The organism is Stenotrophomonas maltophilia group sp. SKK55, from assembly GCF_057179845.1.
In genome coordinates this window covers 98,191-123,200 of the sequence record NZ_JBXUHP010000001.1, presented here as the reverse complement: position 1 = coordinate 123,200, position 25,010 = coordinate 98,191, and the positions used below count along the sequence as shown (strand labels likewise).

General features: G+C 66.1%; 23 protein-coding genes and 1 riboswitch. Of the genes, 15 read left to right on the top strand and 8 right to left on the bottom strand.

The features are described from left to right. The first annotated feature begins 53 nt into the window (after positions 1-53). The 4 genes from AC2A1N_RS00570 to ribD all read left to right on the top strand — a co-directional run bounded on the left by AC2A1N_RS00570 (position 54) and on the right by ribD (position 2,828). Positions 54-473 carry a hypothetical protein gene (locus AC2A1N_RS00570; protein WP_484371234.1) on the top strand — a complete coding sequence of 140 codons (420 nt, stop codon included), beginning with the start codon at positions 54-56 and terminating at the stop codon, positions 471-473. 27 nt (positions 474-500) lie between these two features. Beyond that, positions 501-950 carry a hypothetical protein gene (locus tag AC2A1N_RS00565; RefSeq protein WP_061478416.1) on the top strand — a complete coding sequence of 150 codons (450 nt, stop codon included), beginning with the start codon at positions 501-503 and terminating at the stop codon, positions 948-950. Between the two features lie 149 nt (positions 951-1,099). Beyond that, positions 1,100-1,621: a transcriptional regulator NrdR gene (gene nrdR / locus AC2A1N_RS00560; RefSeq protein ID WP_005415256.1), complete on the top strand. Its 522-nt coding sequence runs from the start codon at positions 1,100-1,102 to the stop codon at positions 1,619-1,621. Between the two features lie 121 nt (positions 1,622-1,742). Then, complete coding sequence (gene ribD / locus AC2A1N_RS00555) at positions 1,743-2,828, top strand: bifunctional diaminohydroxyphosphoribosylaminopyrimidine deaminase/5-amino-6-(5-phosphoribosylamino)uracil reductase RibD (RefSeq protein ID WP_484371232.1); 1,086 nt, start codon at positions 1,743-1,745, stop codon at positions 2,826-2,828. A 35-nt stretch (positions 2,829-2,863) separates the two neighbouring features. Here ribD and AC2A1N_RS00550 read toward each other — a convergent pair whose 3' ends face one another. The 3 genes from AC2A1N_RS00550 to AC2A1N_RS00540 form a co-directional block, all read right to left on the bottom strand. Continuing rightward, positions 2,864-3,253, bottom strand: a complete 390-nt coding sequence (locus tag AC2A1N_RS00550; RefSeq protein ID WP_484371230.1) for a hypothetical protein — start codon at positions 3,251-3,253, stop codon at positions 2,864-2,866. Between the two features lie 135 nt (positions 3,254-3,388). Beyond that, complete coding sequence (locus AC2A1N_RS00545; protein WP_484371228.1) at positions 3,389-4,288, bottom strand: hypothetical protein; 900 nt, start codon at positions 4,286-4,288, stop codon at positions 3,389-3,391. A 151-nt stretch (positions 4,289-4,439) separates the two neighbouring features. After that, on the bottom strand, positions 4,440-5,063 hold the full coding sequence (locus tag AC2A1N_RS00540) for an outer membrane beta-barrel protein (RefSeq protein ID WP_061478413.1): 624 nt from the start codon (positions 5,061-5,063) through the stop codon (positions 4,440-4,442). A gap of 187 nt (positions 5,064-5,250) precedes the next feature. Further along, positions 5,251-5,396: riboswitch (FMN riboswitch) on the top strand. A 77-nt stretch (positions 5,397-5,473) separates the two neighbouring features. Between AC2A1N_RS00540 and AC2A1N_RS00535 the strand changes: the two genes are divergently transcribed. The 5 genes from AC2A1N_RS00535 (at position 5,474) to thiL (ending at position 9,391) form a co-directional block, all read left to right on the top strand. Continuing rightward, positions 5,474-6,100 (top strand): riboflavin synthase, encoded by a 627-nt coding sequence (locus tag AC2A1N_RS00535; RefSeq protein WP_061478412.1) that lies wholly within the window; start codon positions 5,474-5,476, stop codon positions 6,098-6,100. Beyond that, a complete protein-coding gene (gene ribB / locus AC2A1N_RS00530) occupies positions 6,097-7,197 on the top strand; it encodes a 3,4-dihydroxy-2-butanone-4-phosphate synthase (protein WP_242891070.1) in 1,101 nt (366 codons plus the stop codon). Before AC2A1N_RS00535 ends, ribB begins: the two co-directional genes overlap by 4 nt. A 162-nt stretch (positions 7,198-7,359) precedes the next feature. After that, a complete protein-coding gene (ribH, locus tag AC2A1N_RS00525) occupies positions 7,360-7,827 on the top strand; it encodes a 6,7-dimethyl-8-ribityllumazine synthase (RefSeq protein WP_010481977.1) in 468 nt (155 codons plus the stop codon). Further along, positions 7,824-8,303, top strand: coding sequence for a transcription antitermination factor NusB (nusB, locus tag AC2A1N_RS00520; RefSeq protein WP_005415268.1), 480 nt, complete (start codon positions 7,824-7,826; stop codon positions 8,301-8,303). Before ribH ends, nusB begins: the two co-directional genes overlap by 4 nt. Before the next feature lie 125 nt (positions 8,304-8,428). Continuing rightward, positions 8,429-9,391, top strand: coding sequence for a thiamine-phosphate kinase (gene thiL, locus AC2A1N_RS00515; protein ID WP_061478410.1), 963 nt, complete (start codon positions 8,429-8,431; stop codon positions 9,389-9,391). 189 nt (positions 9,392-9,580) lie between these two features. Here the strand turns inward: thiL and AC2A1N_RS00510 are convergent, their stop codons facing one another. From AC2A1N_RS00510 to AC2A1N_RS00500, 3 genes are all read right to left on the bottom strand, one after another. Continuing rightward, the gene (locus AC2A1N_RS00510; protein WP_484371224.1) at positions 9,581-9,991 is read right to left on the bottom strand and encodes a hypothetical protein; all 411 of its coding nucleotides are present in this window, start codon (positions 9,989-9,991) and stop codon (positions 9,581-9,583) included. 485 nt (positions 9,992-10,476) lie between these two features. Beyond that, positions 10,477-11,199, bottom strand: coding sequence for a fimbrial biogenesis chaperone (locus AC2A1N_RS00505; protein ID WP_484371222.1), 723 nt, complete (start codon positions 11,197-11,199; stop codon positions 10,477-10,479). Positions 11,200-11,253: 54 nt separating this feature from the next. Then, positions 11,254-11,769, bottom strand: coding sequence for a fimbrial protein (locus AC2A1N_RS00500; RefSeq protein ID WP_061478407.1), 516 nt, complete (start codon positions 11,767-11,769; stop codon positions 11,254-11,256). Positions 11,770-12,188: 419 nt separating this feature from the next. Here AC2A1N_RS00500 and AC2A1N_RS00495 point away from each other — a divergent pair, with 419 nt between their 5' ends. The 6 genes from AC2A1N_RS00495 (at position 12,189) to AC2A1N_RS00470 (ending at position 22,864) form a co-directional block, all read left to right on the top strand. Continuing rightward, the gene (locus AC2A1N_RS00495; RefSeq protein WP_484371281.1) at positions 12,189-14,723 is read left to right on the top strand and encodes a fimbria/pilus outer membrane usher protein; all 2,535 of its coding nucleotides are present in this window, start codon (positions 12,189-12,191) and stop codon (positions 14,721-14,723) included. A 38-nt stretch (positions 14,724-14,761) separates the two neighbouring features. After that, positions 14,762-15,271 carry a fimbrial protein gene (locus AC2A1N_RS00490; protein ID WP_484371220.1) on the top strand — a complete coding sequence of 170 codons (510 nt, stop codon included), beginning with the start codon at positions 14,762-14,764 and terminating at the stop codon, positions 15,269-15,271. A gap of 37 nt (positions 15,272-15,308) precedes the next feature. Further along, entirely contained in the window at positions 15,309-16,304 is a 996-nt protein-coding gene (locus AC2A1N_RS00485) for a fimbrial protein (RefSeq protein WP_229298508.1), read from the top strand. 68 nt (positions 16,305-16,372) lie between these two features. Next, on the top strand, positions 16,373-17,359 hold the full coding sequence (locus tag AC2A1N_RS00480; protein ID WP_484371217.1) for a fimbrial protein: 987 nt from the start codon (positions 16,373-16,375) through the stop codon (positions 17,357-17,359). A 340-nt stretch (positions 17,360-17,699) separates the two neighbouring features. Next, a complete protein-coding gene (locus AC2A1N_RS00475) occupies positions 17,700-20,678 on the top strand; it encodes an autotransporter family protein (protein ID WP_484371215.1) in 2,979 nt (992 codons plus the stop codon). Between the two features lie 164 nt (positions 20,679-20,842). Then, on the top strand, positions 20,843-22,864 hold the full coding sequence (locus AC2A1N_RS00470) for an acyltransferase family protein (RefSeq protein ID WP_343235611.1): 2,022 nt from the start codon (positions 20,843-20,845) through the stop codon (positions 22,862-22,864). Positions 22,865-22,964: 100 nt separating this feature from the next. On the opposite strand, the gene AC2A1N_RS00465 is transcribed toward AC2A1N_RS00470, so the two are convergent. Beyond that, positions 22,965-24,350, bottom strand: coding sequence for an FAD-binding oxidoreductase (locus AC2A1N_RS00465; RefSeq protein ID WP_242891052.1), 1,386 nt, complete (start codon positions 24,348-24,350; stop codon positions 22,965-22,967). Next, the gene (locus AC2A1N_RS00460) at positions 24,347-24,928 is read right to left on the bottom strand and encodes a metal-dependent hydrolase (RefSeq protein WP_242891050.1); all 582 of its coding nucleotides are present in this window, start codon (positions 24,926-24,928) and stop codon (positions 24,347-24,349) included. Before AC2A1N_RS00460 ends, AC2A1N_RS00465 begins: the two co-directional genes overlap by 4 nt. Positions 24,929-25,010 lie beyond the last annotated feature (82 nt).

The window sequence follows — 25,010 nt, the reverse complement described above, 5'->3', positions numbered from 1 at the left end:
CGGATCCCTTCCCGCAGGGAAGGGCTCTGACCCCAGCATTGGAGTAACCGCGCATGGATGAGCGCCACCTCAAGTATCTGTACACCGCCCTGGCGGTGCTGCTTGGCCTGCCCAGCCTGGTGATGGGCGGCGCGGCAGCGACCATGCTGCTGCTGATGGGGCTGGGCCAGTTCGGTCACGGCACGCTGGCCTCGGTGACGGTGATGCCGCTGTGGGGCCTGGCCGGCATTGCCGGCTGCCTGGCCTGGTTGTGGCTCAGTGCGGGTTTTCTGATGCAGGGGCGTGCCGGGCTGCACGTGCACCGTCTCTGGTGGTGGATGCTGCTGGCGGGCGGTCTCGCCGCCTTGCCCCCGCTGGGGCTGGCGCTGTGGTGGGGCGTCACCGTGCACGCCGAAGGCATCACCCTGTTGCTGCTGGGCCCGTCGATGCTGGTGCCGACTGCGATGCTGGTGTGGATCAAACGCTGCGCATGACGTGGCCCATGGAAGGGAATCGAACGCGTGGATGAGCGTCTGCACAAACGCTGGATGGCGATCGCCGGCCTGCTGGTGGGCCTGCCCACCGTGGCAGCAGGCGGTACGGGTGCCGTGCTGGGGCTGATGGTCGTATGGGACGGCAAGTACCTGACGGGCGACGAGCACACGCTGTTGCTGCTGTGGTCGTCGGCGGGAATCATCGGCCTGCTGTCGTGGTTGTGGCTGAGCGGACTGTTCCTGTGGCGCGGTGTTGCCGGCCTGCGCCAATCACCGGTTGCCGCCTGGGCCGGCCTGGCGCTGGGCGTGCTGGCCGCGTTGGCCGTGGTTGCCGCCACGCTGTACTTCACCTTCAAGCACGGGGAGATCTCGACATTGGCCTTCCTCGGCTTTGGCCCACCGTTGCTGGTGATGGCCGGGCACCTGGTGTGGCTGCGCTGGGCACGCGCAGCCTCGGTGCCGCCGACACCCGGTTGAGCGCACAGCGCTGACCGCGCTGGAGGCTCTGTTCGGCCGAAATGCAGGCACTTCCGCGCAGACAGCATTTGCTGCGGGGCCCTTTCTCAGGTACCTTTGCGACGCTGCCATGACCGTGGCAATAGGTACTTCCCTGAGCCAGGCGTTCCATGCATTGCCCCTTCTGCCAACATGCCGATACCCGGGTCATCGACTCGCGCGTCTCTGAAGACGGCGCGACGATTCGCCGTCGGCGGGAATGCGAAGCCTGCGGCGAGCGCTTCAGCACCCTGGAAACGGTCGAGCTGAAGCTGCCGGCCATCGTCAAGAGCGATGGCACCCGCGAAGCGTTCGACCAGCGCAAGGTCCGCGCGGGGTTCGACCGCGCGCTGCAGAAGCGCGCGGTGCCCGAAGACAAGATCGAGGCGGCGGTACGCGCGGTGGTGCACCAGCTGCGCATCAGCGGCGAGCGCGAAGTGCCCTCGATCAAGGTTGGCGAGTTCGTCATGAACGAACTGCGCAAGCTCGACCACGTGGGCTACGTGCGCTTCGCTTCGGTGTACCGCAGCTTCGAGGACGTGGCCGATTTCCGCGAGGAGATCGAGAAGCTCGAGCGCGACCTGCCGTCCAGCACCGAACAGCTGCAGCTGCTGGGCGATGTGATCGCCCTGACCAAGAAGAAGAAGGGCTGACCGCCTTTTCCCTGGTAGATGCCAACCTTGGTTGGCACCGATGGCCGCATTCACTGGTGGGTGCCAACCGTTGGTTGGCACTGACGGCATGGATCAACACCGGCGGCGTTACCATGGCCGCATGACCACTTCGTTCTCCGTCCTCGACCACCTGCACATGGCCAACGCACTGCGCCTGGCCGAGCGTGCCGCCTACACCACCCGCCCCAATCCGATGGTCGGCTGCGTGATCGCCCATGGCGAACGCGTGGTCGGGCAGGGCTGGCACCAGCGCGCCGGTGGCCCGCATGCTGAAGTGTTCGCGCTGCGCGAGGCCGGCAGCGACGCCCGTGGCGCCACCGCCTACGTCACCCTGGAACCCTGCGCGCACTACGGGCGCACGCCGCCGTGTGCGCTGGCACTGATCGAAGCGGGCGTGTCGCGCGTGGTCGCGGCGATGCGCGATCCGTTCCCCAAGGTCGATGGCGGTGGCTTCGATCTGCTGCGCAATGCCGGCATCGAAGTTGTCGAAGGGCTGATGGCGGCACAGGCGCGCGAGCTCAACAAGGGTTATCTGTCGCGCGTGGAGCGCAACCGCCCGTGGCTGCGGGTGAAGCTGGCCGCCAGCCTGGATGGCCGTACCGCGATGGCCGACGGCAGCTCCAAGTGGATTACCGGTCCGGCCGCGCGCGAAGACGTGCAGCACTGGCGCGCTCGCGCCGGTGCGATCCTGACTGGCGCCGATACCGTGCTGGCCGACGACCCGATGCTGACCGTGCGCCTGGCCGATACCGAGGTGATGCCACCGCTGCGGGTGGTGCTCGATTCGCGCCTGCGTTCGCTCGAATGCAGCCGCGTGCGCGAAGGCGGGGCCCCGACGCTGTACCTGCACGATGCGGCGGTGAGCGCACCGGATGCGGCCGATGCCGAATTCGCCAGTGTGCCGAGCGTTGATGGGCGGTTGGATCTGGGTGCAGTGCTGGCGCTGCTGGCCGAGCGGGGCATCAACGAGGTGCATACCGAAGCCGGCGCGACACTGGCCGGTGCGCTGCTGCGTGCTGGCTGGGTGGACGAACTGCTGCTGTATCAGGCGCCCACGCTGCTGGGCGATAACGGTCGTCCGCTGCTGGCCGGTCTCGGCATCGAGGCGATGGACCAGCAGCGTCGCCTGCGCGTGGTCGATCAGCGGCAGGTAGGCGAAGACATCCGGCTGCTGCTGCGGCCGTGAGGGACCAGCGCAGAGCAGGGGCTGCGCCCTCGGCGTCAGGTTGATTCGTCCTCTTCTTCGCCGACGGGGCACTGGCCCTTCCACTGCTGCTTCCACCGCGCATGCAGGTCGCGGCAGTACGCGCCCAGTGCCTCGCCCGGCAGTTGCCTGGCCTTCAACCGCAGCTGGCGACGCGTAAACCCGTCGTCATACTCATGGGGCAATACCAGCACGGCGCACTGGTCGTGATACATCAGGAACGCATGGCAGTCATCGTCCTTGCTCATCCACGCATCCAGATGCCTGTCGCTCAGCTGGGTCGACTCGAAGGCGACTGAGGGTTGGACGACGAAAATCTTGGTGGCTTTGAACCTGGACGCTTCGGCCTGCCAGGACGCCATCAGCGCCAGCACCATGATCGCGGTCGACGTCATACGGTGTTTCATGCGGTTGCCCCCGGTGGAAGAGGGCAACAGCATTGACCATGCAGGCGACCCAGGGCCATGCAACGGTTCTGAAAGTGCGGATGCATTCGCCATCCGCGACCGAGAGCCGAGCACGGGCTCGGCTCTACAGGTGGCTTACGCGCACTCGTCGGTCCACATCATCTCGGCGATCGGGCGCAGCGCCTTGCACTCCTGCGTCATCTCATTGGCTGACTTCACCTGCGCCTTGGCCTTCAGTTCCTCGGCCATCGCGTCCACGCCGTTGATCTGGTCGGGTGCGATCTTCGCCACGCAGGCGCGGTGCTGCTGCAGCAGCAGGTCGCAGCCGGGTACGCCGGTCACTTTTGGCGCGTTGGCTGCCTGCGCGTCCTGCATCCAGTCCTCGAACGGGGCCAGTGCACCGGCTACGGTGCCCACCAGGTCATCGAAGTTGCCGCTGTACCAGTAGCCGTTGTCCTTGGCCGGGTACAGGGTGAAGGTGCCGCTGACCGGCACGCGCGCGCCACTCTGCAGCGCCTGGCTGTAAGCGTCGGTGAACTGCTTGCGCGAAGCCGGGCTGGCGTCGGAGGCAAGGCTGGCGGCGAACAGCGGACGTACCTTGCCCAGGTCGGGCATTTGGCAGCTGAAGGTGATCCGCGCCAGCTTCTGGTCTTCCACGTACTCGTTGTCTTCGATCACGCTCTCGGTCGCGCGGCACTTCGAATCACGCAGCGCCTTGGCATACAGCGCTTCGGTGGCGGCCGCGTCGGCCTTTGCGCCGGTGCTGGCAAGCACGACCTGCCACGGTTCGGCCAGCGCCTTGGCCAATGCGCCCGGGTTCGGGGTTACCGCGTCCTGGCCGTCGAAGGCGGGCTTCAGCGCATCGTTGAGGGTGCGGGTCGCGGCGGCGTCGTCTTCCAGCAGGACGCGGGCATACAGATCGAAGGCCTGTTCGGGCGTCAGCGTGGCCGGGGCGGCGCTGGCCAGCAGCGGGGCAGCCAGCAGCGGGGCAGCCAGCAGAGCGCTGGCCAGCAGGGTACGCAGGGGAGTCTTCATGACGGTGTTTCCTGTTCCAGAGGCGCGCAAGCCTAGCGCATCTTTGCGCGGGCCCGACGGTGCCCTGTGATCACGTGCCGGCGCGCGGGGCAAAAAAAAACGGGCCCCTTGCGGGGCCCGTTCGATCGCACGACGAGGAGCGATCGTTGGATCAGAAGCTGGCGCGGACGCCGGCCGAGTACTGGGTGACGTCGCGGTAGCCGGAGATCTCGCCCACCAGACCCCAGGTCTTGGTGAAGTTGATCTGGCCGCCGACGGTGCCGACCCAGGTGCCCTTGAAGTTGTTGCCGCCGTCCATGTAACCGGCCTTGACCCAACCTTCGGTCATGCGCGACGGCTTGCCACGGATGCCCATGGTGACGCGGCCCAGGTTGGTGTGGTCCTTGTTGCGCAGGCGACCGTAGAAATCGGAGTTGACGGTGATTTCGGCCTGCTGGCGGACCCAGGCGGCGTCAGCGGTAAAGTCGACGCGGTCGGTCCACGGCATGTGGTAGCCGATGCCCAGCTCCGGCTGGTTCAGCTTCAGCTTGTAGGAGCCGTAGTCGTAGTTGTACGACTTGCTGGCGTAGGTCCAACCACCGAACACATGGACCTGTTCGGCGATCGCCACGGAACCACGCAGGTAGCCGCCGTCGACCTTCGGGTCGTCCAGTGCGTTGTCGTCAACCTTGACCTGCGTCCAACCGCCTTCGACGTAGGTGTAGCTCAGGGCGTCGGCCGAAGCCGAGAGCGGGGCGGCGGCCAGCAGGGCGGCCACGATCAGCATCTTGCGCATGGGAATTCCTGTGAATTTCAGTCCATTGGCGGGCCAGCCCTCTCGGCTACCCGTGGGCGACCTCATGTCGTCCGCTGCGAATTTTAATGAAAGTTTTACAAATTGCGAGCGACGGCCGTCACAGCTGTGGCATCCAGCCCCGTTCAGCCCGGGCTGGTACACTGGCCACGCCGGTTCGCCGGTACACAAACGTCTTCAGGGCGGGGTGCAATTCCCCACCGGCGGTAGGTGCGCAAGCACGAGCCCGCGAGCGCTCCGGCCCACGGCCGGGGGTCAGCAGATCCGGTCCAATGCCGGAGCCGACGGTCATAGTCCGGATGAAAGAAGACGGTGCCACAGGGCCTTCGCGGCCCTGCGCCCGCCTGTTTGCCTTGCGGCGTTTTTCGCTCACTTTTCGCGGAGAACGTTTCTTGTTTACTGGAATCATCGAAGGCGTCGGCCGTCTGGCCGCACGCGAATCCATCGGCGGCGATGTCCGCTTCACCTTCAATGTCGGAAACCTGCCGTTCGACAACGTGCAGATGGGCGAGAGCATTGCCATCAACGGCGTCTGCCTCACCGTCATCGCATTCGACGCCCGCAGCTTCCAGGCCGATGCGTCCACCGAGACTCTGGGCCTGACCACGCTGGGCCAGCTGGGCGAGGGTGCGGTCATCAACCTGGAGCGCGCCATGCGCCCGACCGACCGCCTCGGCGGCCATCTGGTCAGCGGCCACGTCGACGGCCTCGGCCAGGTGTTGTCCATCCACGAAGATGCACGTGCCCAGCGCTGGCGCTTCGCCGCGCCGGCCTCGCTGCGCCGCTACATCGCCAGGAAGGGTTCGATCTGCGTGGACGGCGTCAGCCTCACCGTCAACGAAGTGGACGATGAAGGCTTTGAAGTCGCCCTCATTCCGCACACCGTGGCCAACACCGCCTTCTCCGCCACCGGCGTGGGCAGCGCGGTCAATCTTGAAATCGATCTGGTCGCCCGTTACGTCGAGCGATTGATGGGTGTGCCGACCAACGGTCAGCACCCACAGGGAGACGCAGCATGAACTTCGCCCCGATTCCGGAGATCCTGGAAGACATCCGCCAAGGCCGCATGGTGGTCATCGTCGATGACGAAGACCGCGAGAACGAAGGTGACCTGATCATGGCCGCCGAACTGGTCAAGCCGTCGGACATCAACTTCATGGTCACCCACGGCCGTGGCCTGGTGTGCCTGCCGCTGACCCGCACCCGCGCCGCCGACCTCGGCCTGGCGCCGATGGTGCAGGCCAATACCGCGCAGTTCCAGACCAATTTCACGGTCAGCATCGAAGCGGCGGAAGGCGTCACCACCGGCATCTCGGCCCACGACCGCGCCCACACCATCCGCACCGCGGTCAAGCCCAATGCCAAGCCGTCGGACCTGCACCAGCCGGGCCACATCTTCCCGCTGATCGCCCAGCCGGGCGGCGTGCTGACCCGCGCCGGCCACACCGAAGCCGGCGTGGACCTGGCCATGCTGGCCGGATTGGAACCGGCCGGTGTGCTGGTGGAGATCCTGAACCCGGATGGCAGCATGGCGCGTCGCCCGGAGCTGGAAGTGTTCGCCCGCGAGCACGGCCTGAAGATGGGTTCCATCGCCGATCTGATCGCCTACCGCCTGGCCACCGAAAAGACCGTTGAGCGCGTCGACGAGCGCGACATCGACACCGAATTCGGCCCGTTCAAGCTGGTGACCTACCGCGACCGCATCGCCCACGACCTGCATTTCGCGCTGGTCCGGGGTGCCCCGGATGCGCAGACCCCGACTTTGGTGCGCGTGCAGGTGGAAAACCCGCTGGCCGATCTGCTGCACTGGCGCCGTGACGACTTCGGCGTGGCCGCCACCGACGCCCTGCGGGCGATCGATGCCGAGGGCGCTGGCGTGATGGTGGTGCTGTCGGCCCCGCGCGATGGCGAAGCCCTGCTGGCCCGCCTGCGCCAGCAGCCGGCGCCGGTGGTGCCGGGCAAGGATAAGGACGTGGGCCAGTGGCGGCGCAACGGTGCCGGCGCGCAGATCCTGTCCGACCTGGGGCTGGGCAAGCTGCGCGTGCTGGGCACCCCGCGCCGCCAGATCGGCCTGGCCGGGTACGGCCTGGAAGTGGTGGAGACGGTCACTCTGTAAGCCGCTTGGCGTGCCGACCATGCCCTGCCCGTGGTGGGTGCCGACCATGCCCTGCCCGTGGTGGGTGCCGACCGTTGGTCGGCACAGCCCTGGGCCCCGCCAGCCACGGCCGGGGCCCATCCACGCTAGAATTACCCCCTTATCGAGTCCCCCAAGCCGCATATGAGCCACTACGAAGGCGATCTTCGCACTCCCGAATCGGCGCGCTTCGCCATCCTGGCCAGCCGTTGGAATGCCCGCATCACCGACACGCTGGTCGCTGGCGCCCGCCAGAGCTTGGCAGGCAACGGCATCACCGAAGCCAACATCGACGTGATCCGCGTGCCGGGAGCCTGGGAACTGCCGCTGGTGGCCGCACGCCTGGCCGCCGCCCACGAACACGCCGCCATCCTCACCCTGGGTTGCGTGATCCGTGGCGATACCCGTCATTACGAGCACGTGGCCGACCGCTGCGCCGAGGGCCTGATGCGCGTGCAGCTGGATTTCGGCGTGCCGGTACTGAACGGCGTGCTGGCGGTGGAACGCGTTGAAGACGCCGAGGCCCGTGCAGGCGGCAGCCACGGCAACAAGGGCGAGGAAGTCGCACTCGCCGCACTGGAAATGGTCAATCTGCTGGAGCAACTGCCATGAACAAGAACACCCAGGGCAAGCCCTCCGGTAAACCCGTCCGCCGCGATGGCGTCGATCCGGTGCTGCGCTCGCGCGCCCGCCGTCGTGCCGTGCAGGCCATCTACGCCTGGCAGATCTCCGGCGGCAACGCACAGTCGCTGATCGCCCAGTTCGCCCACGAGCAGGCCCGCGAAATTGCCGACCTGGCGTACTTCGAGGCGCTGGTGCACGGCGTGCTCGACAACCGTCGCGACATCGACGAAGCGCTCGGGCCGTACCTGGACCGTGGCATCGAGGAAGTGGATGCGATCGAACGCGCGGTGCTGCGCCTGGCCGCCTACGAACTGCGCTACCGCCTGGACGTGCCGTATCGCGTGGTGATCAACGAAGCCATCGAATCGGCCAAGCGCTTCGGTTCCGAGCACGGCCACACCTACGTCAACGGCGTGCTGGATCGTGCCGCCGTGGAATGGCGCAAGGTCGAATCGGGACACTGATCCGATTCCTGTAGAGCCGAGCCATGCTCGGCTCACCGTGCAGCGCACGGTTGCGTCCGGCGGTGCGGCGCGTGATCGAAATGCAGCCGAGCATGGCTCGGCTCTACAAGAAAGCAGAACGCCTCATGTCCCTGGCCGAATTCGCCCTCATCGACCGCATCCGCGCCCGTACCCTCGAGCGCGACGACATCCTGCTCGGCATCGGTGACGACGCCGCGCTGTTGCAGCCGCGCGCCAACGAACAGCTGGTGGTCACCGCCGACACGCTCAACAGCGGCGTGCACTTCCCGGTGGAAACCCCGGCCTTCGACATCGGCTGGAAGACCCTGGCGGTCAACCTGTCGGACCTGGCCGCGATGGGCGCGCGCCCGGCGTGGTGCACGCTGGCCCTGTCATTGCCGGAGGCCTCTGAAGACTGGATCGAGGCCTTCGCCGATGGCTTCTTCGCCCTGGCCGACCAGCACGACATCGCGCTGATCGGTGGTGACACCACGCGCGGCCCGCTCTCGCTGTCGGTCACCGCGATGGGCCAGGTCGGCCGCGGCCAGGCCCTGCGGCGCGACCGCGCACAGGCAGGCGATGACATCTGGGTCAGTGGCACGCTGGGCGATGCCGCCGGCGCGCTGCGCCTGTGGCAACAAGGTGCGTTGAGCATCGCCACCGCCACGCTGCTGGCCGACTACGAAAGCCTGCGCCTGCGCCTGCTGCGGCCGACGCCGCGCGTGACTCTGGGCCTGCGCCTGCGGGCCTTCGCGCACGCGGCGGTGGATGTGTCCGACGGGCTGCTGGCCGACCTCGGTCATATCGCCACGCGCAGCAACGTGGCCGCGCATGTGGATGCCGATTCGCTGCCGATCTCGCACGCGCTGCGTGAACTGCTCGGCCGCGACGCTGCACGCGACTGCGCACTGCGCGGGGGCGACGACTACGAGCTGTGCTTCACCGCCGCCGCCGACCAGCGCGACGCGCTGCACTACCTCGCCGAATCGCTGGACGTGCCGCTCACCCGCATCGGCCGCATCGCCGAAGGGCAGGGCGTGCACGTGGACGGCGAAGCCGCCGACGGCGGTTACCAGCACTTCGCGTAGCCGCAGCGGTACTGCACTGCTGGGTGCCAAGCTTCGGTGTGGGGTCAGATCCCTTTGCGCCGCAAAGAGCTCTGACCCCAAGTGCGCACTATTCTGGTTGACGTGGCATTTGTAGAGCCGAGCCCACGCTTGGCTCATCACGATTCAATCGGATTGCAGCCGAGCGTGGGCTCGGCTCTACAGATGCCATTACACCGCCCGCAACTGCACATCCACATACTCGGCCAGCCCACGGCAGGCCAGCAACAGCCCTTCGCGCGCGCCGTCATCCATGTGCTGGTCGATATCCCCGTCCACGCGCACGCGTTCGGTGGCGTGCAGCAGTTCCAGCAGGAAACTCAGCCCCGCATTGGCGCGGTCGATGCGCGCCAAGGCCAGGCGCTGCCCGGGTGTGCGGTGGCTGCCGGGCCACGGCTGGCCATCGGCGGCATCGCCCTGGCGGATATGCTGCAGGCAGGCCTGCAGGGTGATGGCGCCAGGGCTGTTACCGGTCTGCAGCGCAACGAAGGTGTCTTCCAGCGTGCGGGCCAGGTCATCGGGCAGGCGCGTGGCGGCCTCGCCCAGGGTGGCGAACAGGTGCGGGTAGGGGGAAGCGGTCATGGCGGCGTCCTTGTGCAAGCGGCAAGGGGCCACCCCGCTTAACAGCGAGGGTGGCGGACGGTGCATGGTTCCAATACCGGAGGTCGATGTAGAAGCGCCGGCGGGCACGAGGCCCCCACGCACCGCCCGCCATGTAAGCGCGGACAGAATGCCTGCCGACGCCACCCAACAAGGAAAGAGCGACGCCGGCAGGCAAGCGTAACCAACACATCAACCTAACGGGATTGGAAGCCCGTGCCACCCGTTGTCGGTGGCGCTACATGATTTGCATGAAGCGCCTGTGCTGCCAATGAGAATTGTTGGAAAGTTCGAAAGCGTTGCAGATGGCCCGCTCGCAACGGGGGCGCGCCAATTACGACAAATCATGTAGAGCCGAGCCCATGCTCGGCTCACAGCGCAATGCACGGGGTACAGCCCGATCTGGCCGCAAAGCAGCCGAGCATGGGCTCGGCTCTACAGAAGATGGCTCGCGCGTCAGGCTGCGCTCAGGGGGAGATCTTCGCCTCGGCATCGCGCGGCGTCCCGTAATCGTCCAGCCACTGGAACGTCACCGACGCGGGCATCGCCGCACCACTCGGAAGCGGCAGACGTACCTGCGCGCCCGGTGCGATCATCTCTGCTTCCACCTTGCGGCCGTCGGGCAGGGTCAGCGTGCTTACAGTCACGTGGTAGGCGCTGGGGTTGCTCACCAGCAGGGCACCGGCCTGCGCACGCCATTGCAGTTGCCCGGCCGCATCACGCGGCTTGCCGGGCAGGCCGGCCGGGCGGTGGAACAGCTTCACCCGCGTGCGCACGGCGAACTGCAGCAGGTTCTTGCCGGCGGCATCGGTGGGTTTGGGCGGAATGTCCAGAAGGTTGAAGTAGAACACCGATTCACGATCCGTCGGCAGCGGTGTCTCCGACGGGCGCGGCGCGTAAGTAATGCGGTACGCCTGCCCCTGGTGGGCCTGCAGCAGGCGCGGGTCGGCCGGCGTCAGGCGGAAGGGCGTGCGCACGTTCTCGGGGCGTGCATGGCTGTCGCCATCGTCAATCCAGACCTGCACCATCGCGGCCTTGTCGCCACCGTTGGTGGCCTTCACGGTTACATCGCGGCCTTGGGCCGCGTCATGCACGATACGCGTGCCCTGCAGCGTCACCGCTGCCGATGCCGGCAGCGCCAGGGCGCCAGCCAGCAGCGCGGTCATCCACGTCATTGCACGGATCTTCATCAGGTCGTCCTCCAATAAGGCGCGCCACCACGGGGTGACGCGCAGGGATATGCGTTACTTGTAAAGCACGACGAAATCGCCCGAGGCGTTGGCCGTGCCGGCCGTGGCGTTCTTGCCCGGCGAGGAATACCAGGCGCTGTAGTCCAGCTGGCCCTTGCCGGCGGCTGGAATGTTCACCCACTGCAGCGGGTCTTCGCCCAGCTTCTGGTGGTTGCCCGCGGCGTCGTACAGCGCCACGCCCACGTTTGTGGCCGTAGACGCAGCCGTCAGCGCCAGGTTGCCGGTGCTGCCGTCGGCCGTGCCGCCGAAGCGCACACCCACATCCTGCGCGGCGCCGGAGCCGGTGCAGTCCAGCAGGATGCTGAAGTTCTTCATGCCGGCGCGCTCGGCTTCATTCACCCACGCCACGTCCACCTTGCCCATCGGCACGGTGATGGTGCCGCCGGTGGCATCCACCGAGCAGGTGCTGGTCATCAGCTCGCCGGTGATTTCCAGCTTCTCGGCGAATGCGGCGGGAGACAGGGCCAGCGCGAGCGCGCCGGCGGCAATCAGGTTCAATCGGTTCGACATGGGAATGTCCTCGGTAGGGAATCAGGGGGAATCCGCATTGGACGAACCAGCGGATGCGCACAGTGTTCCCAACTGGGCGGCACGTGGATATGCAATTAGTTGCAAGGTGCTTGCAGGACAGTTGAGTCCGTGCTTGCGGTACAGCGTCCGGTTAAGAAGCGTCATTTCCGACTGCGGCAAGCTGTCGCATGCAGCGTTGGGTGCATCTGCAATGCATTCGATTGACTGCCGTCATTTGTTGAAAACAAGCATGAATTGCGCCGAAACAGAGGCGTGGCTGGAAACCGCGTGGTTTCGTGGCGCGTTGTCGCTTTGCAACAAATTGCATGGGAAGCCGGCCGCACGCTGTCTACGCTTCGGCCCACTTCGACTACGAGCGATGTCGCCTTCGGCCTCATCGAGTGACGCTAACCATGCACATGCGCCTCCTTCATCTCCGCACGCCGCATCGTTTTGCCAGCCGTCCGCTGGGGCTGGCGATTGCCGCCGCCGTGGCAATGGCGATTGCCGGTCATGCCAGTGCCAACGGTGATGATTCCCTGCAGTTCAGCGAGGGCTTCCTGATTGGTGGCCGGGCCATCGACATGCAGCGCTATGCGAAGGGCAATCCCACGGAGCCTGGCGTGTATCCCCTGGACGTGGTGGTCAATGGCCAGTTCCACGACACGCGCGATATCACCTTCGTGGCGGCGCCGGCGCCTCTGGGTGCAACCCCGTGCCTGCCGGCCGGGCTGGTACGCCAGTTGCCGCTGAAGGAGATGTTCCTGGCCGATCTGGACCAGGATGATGAAGGCTGCGTCGCGCTTCCCAGCCTGATCGATGGTGCCACGGTCGAGTTCGATGAGAGCAACCTGCAGCTTCTAGTGAACGTGCCACAGGCTGCGCAGGCACGCGATGCGCGCGGCTACGTGGCACCTGCACTGCGCGACCACGGCGTCACGGCAGCCTTCTTCGATTACAACATCAACCACAGCCGCCACAAGGGCCAGCAGTCGACCTATCTGGGATTGAACACGGGCGTGAACCTGGGCGCGTGGCGGCTGCGTCATCGTTCGTCCTTCAGCCAGGGCAGCCATGGCTCGCGTCACGATGTGATCAGCAGCACGCTGCAGCGTGATCTTCCGGCGTGGAATGCCCAGCTGCTGTTGGGGCAGGGTACGACCGGTGGCGAACTGTTCGAGTCGCTGTCATTTACCGGTGTGCGGGTGGCCAGCGACGAGCGCATGCTGCCGGACTCGCTGCGCGGCTTCGCGCCGGTGGTGCAGGGCGTCGCCGAAACCAACGCGGTGGTGAGCATCCGCCAGAATGGCCACGTCATCCACGAAGTAAGCGTGGCGCCGGGGCCGTTCTCCATCGAAGATCTGTACCCGACCAACTTCGGTGGCGACCTGGACGTCACCGTCACCGAAGCCGACGGCCGCCAGCAGCAGTTCACTGTCAACTTCTCCGCAGTGCCGCAGGCGCTGCGGCCGGGTGCCAGCCGCTTCAGCGTCACCGCGGGTGAACTTCGCGACGCGCGCGGTGTGCGTGAAGCACTGCGCTTTGCCGAAGCTACCTACGCACGTGGCATCAGCAACCATTTCACCGCGCTGGGCGGGGTGCAGATTGCCGAAGACTTCCAGTCCGCACTGTTCGGCGGTGCAATCAATACACCGCTCGGTGCGTTCGGTGCCGACGTTACCCATTCGCGCGCACGCCTGGCCAATGGCGAACAGGTTACCGGCAACAGCTTCCGGCTGAACTACCAGCGCTATATCACCGCAACGGGTACCAACTTCGGTCTGGCAGCGCTGCGCTACAGCACGCGCGGCTATCTCTCCCTGAATGATTTCGCCCAGGCGTACAACGACGACTGGGGCGTCAGTGGCCGCGCGCGCCAGCGCTTCCAGGTGAACTTCTCGCAGCGCATCGGCGAGCGCAGCACGCTCTCGCTTAATGGCGGACAGGTGCGCTATTGGGACAGCGCGCAGCAGCACAACGATCTGCAGTTGCGCTTCCAGACCAGCATTGGCCGCGCCAATCTGAGCCTGTCTGCCATGCGCCTGCAGATGGGCGATGGCAGACAGGACACCCGCTATGCGGCGACCTTCAGCATTCCGTTGGGTTCGGCCCCGCGCGCGCCGCGCTTGAGCACCCAGGTAGCTCATTCGGCACGCGGCGATCAGGGCCAGCTGGGGCTGAACGGAACGCTGGGTGCCGATCAGCAGCTGAGTTACAGCGTGTCTGCCAGCGAATTCAGTGACGGGGCCGGCGGCGCCAATGCCTATGCGTCTTATCGCGGTGGGCAGGGCACGGTCACCGCTGGCTACAGCCGGTCCCGCGACTACAGCGCCTTCAACGCCAACGCGGCCGGCAGTGTGGTGGTGCACCGCGATGGCATCAACTTCGGTGCGCCGGTGGGCGATGGCTTCGCGCTGGTGCAGGCCGACGGCGCGCAGGGCGCCCGCATCGGCTACGGCAGCGACGTGCGCATCGGTCGCAACGGCTATGCGCTGCTGCCGCACGTGAGCCCCTACCGCTGGAACCAGATCGAACTGGACCCGTCGGGCCTGCCGATGGATGTGGAATTGCTGCAGACCTCGCAGCGGATTGCACCGACGGCGGGCAGCATCGTGCGGGTTGCGTTCAATGCCAAGCGCGAACGCACATTGTTCATCGACGCCACCGATGCGCTGGGCCAGCCGTTGCCGTTTGCGGCACGTATCGAAGATGAGACCGGCCGCAGCCATGGCGCAGTGGGCCAGGGCGGTGTGATCCAGCTGCGTGGCGCGCCCGAACAGGGCCAGCTGATCGTCGACCCGGACGGCCCGCATCGCTGCCGCCTGGAATACGCCACCCCGGATGCCCCCGACGCCTATGGGCTGTCGTGGAGCCAGGCGGTGTGCACGCCGATGCCGGCCCCGAGTAATGGGCTGCAGGCCGCCCTGGATGCGGTCGAAGCCACGTCGTTCTGATGTCCTGATTTCATTCTTTCAACCCAAGGAATTCTTTCATGAACCTGTTCAACCGCATCACCCTGTGCACCACACTGCTGGCCGCCGCGCCGCTGGCTCTGGCTGACAGCGCCACCCTCACCATCAGCGGCAAGGTGCTTCCCGGTACCTGCACGCTCACCGCTGCGCCGATTACTCTGGACCCGGTGAAGGCCAACGACCTGACGCCCGGCGCCGATGCGCAGATCAAGGCCGGGTCGCTGCAGTTCTCGGGCTGCGTTGGCGTGAGCAAGGCCGTGCTGTCCTTCGCCGGTACCGCCGCCGACGGCGATGCCACGCGCTGGAAGAACACTGCTGCGAGCGATGCGGCCGACGGCGTGTTGATCTCGCTGCTGTCCGGTACCACCGGCAGCACCTATCTGAAGGATGGCGACACCGGCATTGATGTGCCGGTGACTGGCGCCACCGCGCGTTACGACCTGCGTGCCGCCTATTTCCTGCCCACCGGCGAAGCGCCGAGCGCAGGTGAGGTGTCTACCGAGATCGTGGTCACTGCCGATTACGAGTGAGCTGTTTCTGGCTCGAACGTACCCCAAGGAGACTGATATGAGCGCCAACACCGCCCCTGACACGCGTCCCATCCCGCGCCATGCCCGCAAGCTGCTGGCGACACCGTTGCTGGGGCTGCTGTTCTGTGCAGGCAGTGCAGTTGCCTGTGTCGAGTACGGCATCAACCGCGATCTGCTGCTGGACAAGACGTATGCCACGTACCCGGACGCGGGCAGGGTGCAGTTTGACCAGAAGTTTGCTTCGCGTTCCTTCAAAGATTGCCCGGAGGAGCGGGACGTACCGGTCTTCATGACCCTGGAGATGCCCGGCCTCATCTATGAAGGCGAGGTCACTTTCAGGGGGAAGTCCTATCCTGCGTATTCCGCGGCCCCCGACTCCCCGCTGGTGATGTTCTACCATCACGTCGCTTTTTCTGAAGACGGTCCGCTTCGTAATGGTGAGGAGGTGCCTGGACTGTTCGAGATGAGCGGGGGGACATCCCTTGAAGCGTCGATCCAGTACTGGGCAGTTGTCTTTTCCCGTGGGGGCCGCATGAGAACGCCCCCGACCATGACCGGTTCGATCACGTTGCGAGCGCCATCGGAGCCCTCACTTGATCACCAGTCGATCGTGCAGCTGGATCTCAAGTTCCCAGTCACCACCTGCCCCCTGCAGGACAAGGCCGAAACCCTGCAGGACGTGCAGACTGCAGAGCTGTCCGTACCGGGCTCCACCGCAAAGGAAAAGCTGGTCGCCATCCGCATGGACTGCGGCGTGGACCCGCCGCGTGCGCGGATGACGCTCAGTGATGCTGGCGATGCGGGCAACACGGGAAGCCAGCTGACGCCTACAGCCGATTCGGATGCCGAAGGCGTGCGCGTGCAGCTGCTGCGGAATGGCTCTGAAGTGCAGTTCGGCCAGACCTGGGATTTCGATCCGGGTGTGGGCGGCGTGCATGACCATCAGTTCACCGCGCGCTATATCCGCACCAACGAACCGCTGGTGCCCGGCACCATCAAGGGCGAGGCAGTTCTGAACGTTGACTACTGGTGATGCACGACCCCGTGCTGCCACAGGGTGCACCGCGAAGTACCGACCTTGCGTTGAACAGGAAAATGAAGATGTCCGATCACTCTCGCTCCCTCGTGTTCGTGCCCCTGCATCGGCGCAGCTGCCGCATGGCGCTGCTGGTATTGGTGGCGGCGCTGCTGCCGGGCCTGGCGCAGGCCTGTACCGCCACCATCACCTGGCCCATCGTTGAGGACAGGCAGAAGCCCGGTTACCGCGAGGAGATCCACATGCTGGTGGATGGCGGCACCAACGTCAGCTACAGCGGGTGTCCGGTGGGTGGCGATCTGCAGATGATAGTCAATATCCAGGGACCGGGCCTACGCTGGGTCATGGATCTGCCTGATGTTCCTGTCTGGCCGGTGGATGGCCCGTTGCCGTTGTACGAAACCGGGCCGGATTCCCCATTAATCGGCTTTGCTACCACCTATGACGGCCCACGATTGCCGCTGGCGTTGGGTGACAACACGTTGACTTACCCTATCCGCAACAGCGGCGACAGTTTCATCATCAATGCCTTTATGTTCAGCCGCGGTCAGAAGATGCGCGATACGCAGACACTGGCGTCGGTGCACATCGTGGGGCGCAACCATCCCACTTTCGATGTGACGGTGCCGGTGGACATCAAGATTGCGTTTCCGCCCACCACATGCCGCATGCGCGACGTTTCCGAGGTGCTGCAGGATGTCGCCGCTGCCGACCTCATGAATCCTGGGGACTCTGCTCGGGAAAAACCCGTGTCGCTGCTGATGGACTGCGGCGTCGTGCGGCCACGTGCCGACATGGTCCTGATGGATGCGGGCGATGCAGGCAACACGGGTAGCCTGCTGACACCGAGCGCCGACTCCACTGCCGAAGGTGTGCGGGTGCAGCTCCTCAGTGCCGGCCGGGAAGTACAGTTCGGTACACCGTGGTTCTTCAACCCCGGAGTCGGTGGTGTCCATACATTCGAGTACACCGCGCGCTACCTTCGGGTGAACGAGGATCTGAAGCCCGGCCTGATCAAGGGCGAGGCCGTGCTGAACGTTGACTACTGGTGAGGCGTGCGAGCCATTCGCTCCGGCTGGCCCGGATACCTAACGGCACTTGTTTCTCAGGTTCTTCACGCCAGTATCATGTCATCTGAATGAATGTGGCGGCGCCCATTGCGGGGGTGGAGTTGTGTCCCATGTGCTCGATGGTGGGCAGCATCTCGGGGATGCACGGTGGACGCGTCAAACGGCGTACGGGTGGTAGAACGCTTTGACGCTCGAGAGGTCGCTTCACGAACACTAATGTCGTATGTGTGTCGCAATGTCGCATCTGACATTGCAACTAATTGCATGGTGGGTGTTCAACGCGACATCCACTATGCCGGTCTCGAAAAAAGGAGACCTCAACATGCGATCCCATCAGATCCAATACTCGGCGCTGGCCCTCGCCTTGACGGCGGCACTCGCCGTTGGCATCCCTGTTCGTGCGCACGCACAGCAGGTCATCGCAGACGGCGATGCACAGACCCCGGCAGCGGGGGATTACAGCGCAACCGGCGTGGGCAACCACGCCTTCCATGCGCTCAACGGCGGCAGCATCGTGCCGATGGGTGCGGTCAATGTGAGTGCGGATGGTAGCGGGGCATCCGCAGCCCGTGCCGAAGGGGCTGGCAGTCGTATCGAACTGAATGGTTCGACCTTGGTCACCACCGGTTTTGGTGCCACTACCGCGCTGGCAACGACGGGAGGCGAACTGCATCTGACGGCGACTGACGTCATCAACAAGGGCACCGGCATGGGCGTTGTGGCGCATACCGGCAGCCAGGCAACGCTGCAGGATGTGAACATCCGCATGGAGGGTGTGTCGTCGGTCGGCCTCGCCGGCGGCGGTGACATCACCATGACCGGTGGCTCGATCTCGGCGATGGGGCTGGGCAGCCGCGCGGTGTCGGCCACCGGGGCGAACATGACCCTGACCGGCGTTGCAATTGAGGGCGAGGCGGGCATCTGGCTGGGCACTGATAATCAGCTCGATCTTTCAGGAAGCACCGTGAAGGCCAACGGCATCGCGTTGGACATCAATGGTCGCAACAATGCAGTCACGGTGGCGGACTCCAACTTCCACAGCACCGGCAACGGGACCGCAAACGTCAAGATGTTCTCCGATTCGACGCTGGCAATGGCCCGCAGTTCCGTCATCAGCGAGGGGGACCGTGCGGTCGGTATCGATGCACGAACCGGTACGGTGGATCTGGACCGCGTGAATGTGACCACGTCCGGTGAGAGCAGCCATGGCCTGTATGCCGATTTCACTGGCATCGGCGCCGGCCCGATCATCACTGCGCGTGCGGCCCAGGTTCACACCACGGGTGCGGGTGCGATCGGTGCGGTTGCGCGCCAGGGCGGCAGCATCCATCTGGACGACAGCATCATCCGTACCGAAGGCCAGCAGGCCCATGGTGTGCTGACCGGGGGCAGGGGCGGGATGACGTTGGCCGGTTCGCACATTCGCACCGAGGGCGAGGGCGCCTGGGCTGCGGTGATCAATGACAACGGCAGCCTGGGCATCGACGGCAGTGCGCTGGAAAGCGTGCAGCACGGCGGTGTGTGGGTTCGCAGCAACCGTGACTCCCGTTTGACGCTGTCCAACAATGCCTACGTATCGGGTGGCAATGGCATTGCCATCGCACTGGATGCGGCGGTGGCGGGGCGTTTCGACGTGGTGTTGCAGGGGCATTCGCAGATGGTCGGCGACATCGTCATCACGCCCGAGGACGAGGATGCCGGTCTGGTGCCGCAGTCCGATGTGCACGTGCGCCTGGCAGACGGGTCGCTGTGGCAGGGCACGTCCAACCTGGTGCAGACGATGGCGATTGAAAGCGGAAGCCAGTGGACACTGACCGGTGATGCCACGGTGGGCGAACTGAGCGTACTGAACAGTGGTGTGGCGCTGTCCGACGGCAGTGGCCGATTCAACACGCTCACCGTGGACGGTGATCTGCACAGCGAGGGCGCGACGTTCCTGTTCCAAGGCGCCCTGGGCGGTGACGACAGCGCCTTTGATCGCCTGCATGTGCGTGGCGATACTTCGGGCGATGCAAGCATTGCGGTGAAGAACATTGGCGGCGTTGGCGCTCAGACCACCGATGGCATCCAGCTGATCGAAGTGGACGGTGCATCGTTGGCGACCTATGCGCTTGCCGGCCGCGCCGTGGGCGGCTCCCATGAGTACTTCCTGTTCAAGGGGGGCGTGACTGATCCCACCGATGGCAACTGGTATCTGCGTTCGCAATGGTTTGATGTCTGCAAGGACAATCCGGCCGCGCCGGGCTGTGCGGTGGACCCGGTTGATCCCATCGATCCGGTGGATCCCGTGGACCCGGTGGACCCTGTGGACCCCGTGGACCCCGTGGACCCCGTGGACCCGGTGGACCCGGTGGACCCGGTGGACCCGGTGGACCCGGTGCCGGTGCTGCGTCCCGAAGCCGGGGCGTACCTGGCCAACCAGTCGGCAGCCATCAACATGTTTTCCCATCGTCTGAACGACCGCATCGGTGCCGTTTCGCTGGATGAGGGCCTTGCCGCGTGGGCGCGCGTGGGCCGGCAGCGGGCGGACTTCAGCGCGGTCGGTGGTCAGCTGTCGATTGATGGCAACACCTCGGTGCTGCAGATCGGCAGTGACCTGGTTCGCCGGGGCAATGCAGCGTTCGGCGTGATGCTGGGCACGGGGCGTGCTGACAGCAGCGCAGTGTCCGATCTGACCGGCTACAGCGCCAAGGGTCGGGTGCGTGGCAGCGCGGTAGGTGTGTACGGCACCTGGATGCAGGTGGCTGACGGTACGCAGGGTGCGTACATGGATGCGAACCTGCAGTACGGCCGTTTCGATAACCGGGTGCAGGGCATAGACCTGGAGCCGGAGCACTACGATTCGCGCATGGCCAGTGCGTCGCTGGAGGCCGGCTACACCTTCAACGTGTGGCAGGGTGCCGCCAGCGCGCTGTACGTGCAGCCGCAGCTGCAGCTGAGCCATGTCGATTTCCGCACCGATCGCCACGTGGAGCGCAATGGCACGGTGATCGACCACGCCGATGCCGGTGGCCTGAGCGGGCGTCTGGGCGTGCGTGTGTTTGGCCATGGCACGGCCGCCGGCAACACGGTGCAGCCGTACCTGGGCGTGAACTGGCTGCGTGGCAGCGGCACCAGCACGTTGCAGTTCAACGGTGACACGCTGGGCGCAGACGTGCCGCGCAACCGCTACGAGGTGCAGGCCGGTGCCGAGCTGAAGCTGGGCCAGCGCTGGGGCGCGTGGGGTGGCGTGAGCGTGCAGCACGGCGATCATGGCTACCGCAATGTGGGCGGCCAGCTGGGCCTGCGCATGGCCTGGTAAGCGGGCGTGTCGGGGGCGGCGCACGGACCTCTGTAGAGCCGAGCCCACGCTCGGCTCACCGCGATCTGAACGAAGAGCAGCCGAGCATGGCTCGGCTCTACAACCGCGTCGAGCGGGGGGGCGGGACCTGAACGACGTCCATGTCTGTCGCAATCGTCCATTGAATGACTGCGCAAACGGTGGCGATGCTGCCGCCCTGTCTTCTGCTGGTTGCCCGCATGTCCCCTCCCGAACGTTCCCACAACGCCGCCATTGATGGCCTGCGTGCACTGGCGGTGCTGGCCGTCATCCTCTTCCACACCAACGCGACGTGGCTGCCCGGCGGCTTCACCGGCGTGGACCTGTTCTTCGTGGTGTCCGGCTTCGTGATCAGCCAGTCGTTGGCCTCGCGCACCCATGCGTCGCTGGGCGCGATGCTGCTCGACTTCTACCGGCGCCGCGTGCTGCGCCTGCTGCCGGCGCTGCTGGTGATGCTGATGGCGACCTTCGTGCTGTCGGCACTGTTCATTCCCCGCGCGTGGCGCAATGAGCAGTTCGACCAGACCGGCTGGGCCGCGCTGGTCGGCTTCAGCAACATCGTGCTGGCCGGACAGCAGGACGATTACTTCTCACCCGGCGCAGAACTCAATCCCTTCCTGCATACATGGACGCTGGGTGTGGAGGAGCAGTTCTACCTAGTCTTCCCGCTGTTGTTCTTCGTGTGGCTGCGCGGGCGCGAACGCTGGCTGTGGGCGCGCTGGCTGTTGCCGGTGCTCACCGTGCTGTCGCTGGCGTGGGCAGGCTGGCAGGCGCAGACGGCACCGGCGGCAGCGTTCTATCTGCTGCCTGCACGGTTCTGGGAGCTGGCTGCGGGCGCGCTGCTGCACCAGTGGATGCGTGGGCGCGTGCCGGGCCGGAGCGGTGACACGGTCGCAGCGGTCGGTCTGGCACTGCTTGGTACAGGCGTGGTGATCGCCCCTCAGCTGGCGATGCCGGTGCCGGGCGTGCTGGCTACCGTCGGCGGGACGTTGATGCTGTTGGCAGGCGTGTCGGCATCGGGAACATCGCGCATGGCCCGCGCACTGGGCTGCGCACCGCTGGCCTACCTGGGTCGGCTGTCCTATTCGCTGTACCTGTGGCATTGGCCCCTGCTTGTACTGCTGCGCTGGACGTATGGCCTGCACGGTGCCGCGCTGTGGCTGTATCCGGTGCTGCTGCTGGCGATATCGGCCGCGTCCTACCACTTCATCGAGCGCCCGCTGCGCAGTGCGGCGCCGCTGCTGCGGCTGGCACCGGCCAAGGTGCTGGCGATGGCGTTTCCGCTGGTGGCGCTGTGTGGTGCGGGTGCCTGGGCTACCGTGGAATACCACGAGCAGGTCTCGCTCAGCGTCACCCGCGACGGCTACGCATGGCAGGCGCGCCGCTACCCGGCGTGGCGCCCGCTGGAGCCGGTAAGTGCACCCTCGCTTGAAGGGCGGCGCCTGTTCGTGGCCGGCGATTCGCATGCGGCGGCCTACCGCACGATGACCAGCATGGTCGCGCGCCAGACCGGTATCGAGGTGCGCCAGGATGACCGCGGCGGCTGCAGTTTCGTCAATCTGCTGCGCGCCAGCCCGGCCGATTGCCAAGGCTTCATTGAAGACGCGCTGACGAACATCGAACACGAGGCGCGTCCGGGCGACATCGTGTTGCTGGCGGCCCTGCGTATGCCGGAGCTGCGTGGGTTTGACTGGCAGCGCCAGGATGCGCAGCAGATCTATCAACAGCTGCTGGACGAGCGCACCCCGGCCCATGCACAGGCTGCGCGTGATGAGGCGGATCGTGTTCTAGGGCGTCTGCAGAAGCTGGGCGTGCACGTGGTTGTGGATGCGCCGCTGCCGTTGTTCAAGGCCGGGGCCTATCGCTGCTCGGACTGGTTCAACCGCCACAATCCGGCCTGCGCGGGAGGCCTGAGCATGCCGCGCGGTGATCTGGAGAGGCTGCGTGCACCACAGATGGCGTTGCTGGCCGAGCTGGCAGCGCGCTATCCATCGCTCACAGTGTGGGACCCGCTGCCACTGTTGTGCGGTCCGCAGACCTGTTCGGCAGTGGAAGAGGGTGAACCGCTGTTCTTCGACAACGATCATCTAAGCGGACATGGCAACCGCGTGCTGTTGCCCAGCTTCCGGCAGACCTTGATCGATATCGCAGGCGACAGGCCGGTGTAGAGCCGAGCCCACGCTCGGCTTTCGCGCGCAGCGTGGGAGTTTCGCGAACGGAATGGAGAGCAGCCGAGCATGGGCTCGGCTCTACAGGAGTGTGCGCGGTCTATGTCGGCGGCAGCACCTTGCCCGGGTTGAGAATGCCATCCGGGTCCAGCGCGGCCTTGATTGCGCGCATCGTCGCCAGCGTCGCCGGGCTGAACGCCTGCACCATGAAATCGCGCTTGGCCAGGCCAATGCCGTGTTCGCCGGACAACGTGCCACCCAGTGCCAAGGTCAGCTCGAAGATCTTCGGCAGTGCGGCGTGCGCGCGCGCGTTTTCGTCGGCATCCTCCGGGTGATAGAGGATGTTGACGTGCAGGTTGCCGTTGCCGGCGTGGCCGAAGGTGACGATGGTGAGCGCGTAGTCACGTGCCAGGGCCTGCACGCCGGCCACCAGTTCCGGAATGCGCGACACCGGAACCACCACGTCTTCATTGATCTTGCCCGGCGCGACGCTGCGCAGCGCAGGCGACAGCGCCTTGCGCGCCGCCCACAGCTGATCGCGTGCACGGCCTTCCATCGCCACGTCCAGCTCGATCATGCCGTCGCCTTCGGCGGCACTGGCCAGTGCCTGCAACAGATAGGGCAGCGTGTCGTGGTCACCATCGGCCTCGACCAGCAGCATCGCGCCTGCCTCCGGCACATCGGCACCATTCAACCGCAGCAGCTCCAGGCTGCGCGCATCCATGAATTCCAGGCGGGTGGGCACCACCGGCTGCGACATCAACCGCGACACGCCGGCCGCAGCAGCATCGGCATCGCGGTACAGCACGCGCAGGCCGGCCTGGCTGACCGGCAGCGGGGTCAGTTTCAGCGTGGCTTCCACGATCAGTGCCAGCGTGCCCTCGCTGCCCACCAGCAGGTGGGTGAGGTCGTAGCCGGTGGCATCCTTGGTGTAGGCGCCGCCGCAGCGGATCACATCGCCGGTTCCGGTCACCGCCACCAGGCCCAGCACGTTGTCGCGGCTGGTGCCGTACTTCACCGCGCGCGGGCCGCCCGCATTGCAGGCCAGGTTGCCGCCGATGCTGCAGATCTCGGCGCTGGACGGGTCCGGCGCCCAGAACAGGCCGTGCGGCGCCAGTGCCTGCTGCAGGGTGCCATTGAGAACGCCCGGCTGCACCACCGCGCAACGATCGCCGGCGCGGATCTCGACGATGCGATCCATGCGGGTGAACGAGAGTACGATGCTGCCCGGCTGCGGGACCGCTGCACCGGTAGTGCCGGTGCCGGCGCCGCGCGCGACGAGCGCCACGCCATGCGCGCGACAGGCACGCACCAGCGCCTGCACCTGCTCGATGTCCGCCGGAAACGCCACTGCAGCCGGCCGCTGATGGCGCCATGAGTTGTCCTGCGCATTCGCCTCCAGCGCGCCGTCATCCATGCGCCAGCCCTCCGTGCCCAGCAGGGTGGACAGTTCGGTAACCAATGCGGTGGGCAGGGCAGGACTCATGACAGGTCTCGTGGGGCAGCAGGAGCGGGTTGGATCAGTTTCCAGGCGACAACGGCGCCGGCCAGTGGCAGCCACACCCAACGCAGTTCGGAGAGCAGGGTAGCCACGCCACGTGCGCTGAAGAACTGGGGCGCGAACGGTGACACGCGGATGGGGCGCCACGGCGCGAAGAAGCGGTGTTCGCTCCACGGCCAGGCCAGCGCAACGCCCAGGCCACCGGAGGTCATCGCATCCAGCAGCGGATGGCTGGCGGCGCAGACGAAGACGAATACCGCCGCTTGCACGGTAGATGCCAACCTTGGTTGGCACACACCCGCCGACCAAGGTCGGCGACTACCCAAGAACGCCAACGCCGCGGCCAATGCTGCCAGCACGCCGGCAAACAGCAGTGAGTGGCTGGCGCCGCGATGGCCGAACGCATCGGCATAGGGAATGTGCAGCGCAAAGGCCAGTACATCGGCATCGGGCAACATCGCTGCGATCACGCCGGCGGCCAGCAGGCGCGGTGGGATGCGGCCACGATCAGCGGCGCACCACAGCGCCAGCGGCATAGCGGCATGGGTGATGATCGACGGCATCAGTCACGCACCATGGTCGTACCGGCCGCGGGCGGGCTGCAGGCCCGACGGGTAGTGCCGGCCGCTGGCCGGCAAAGAGTAG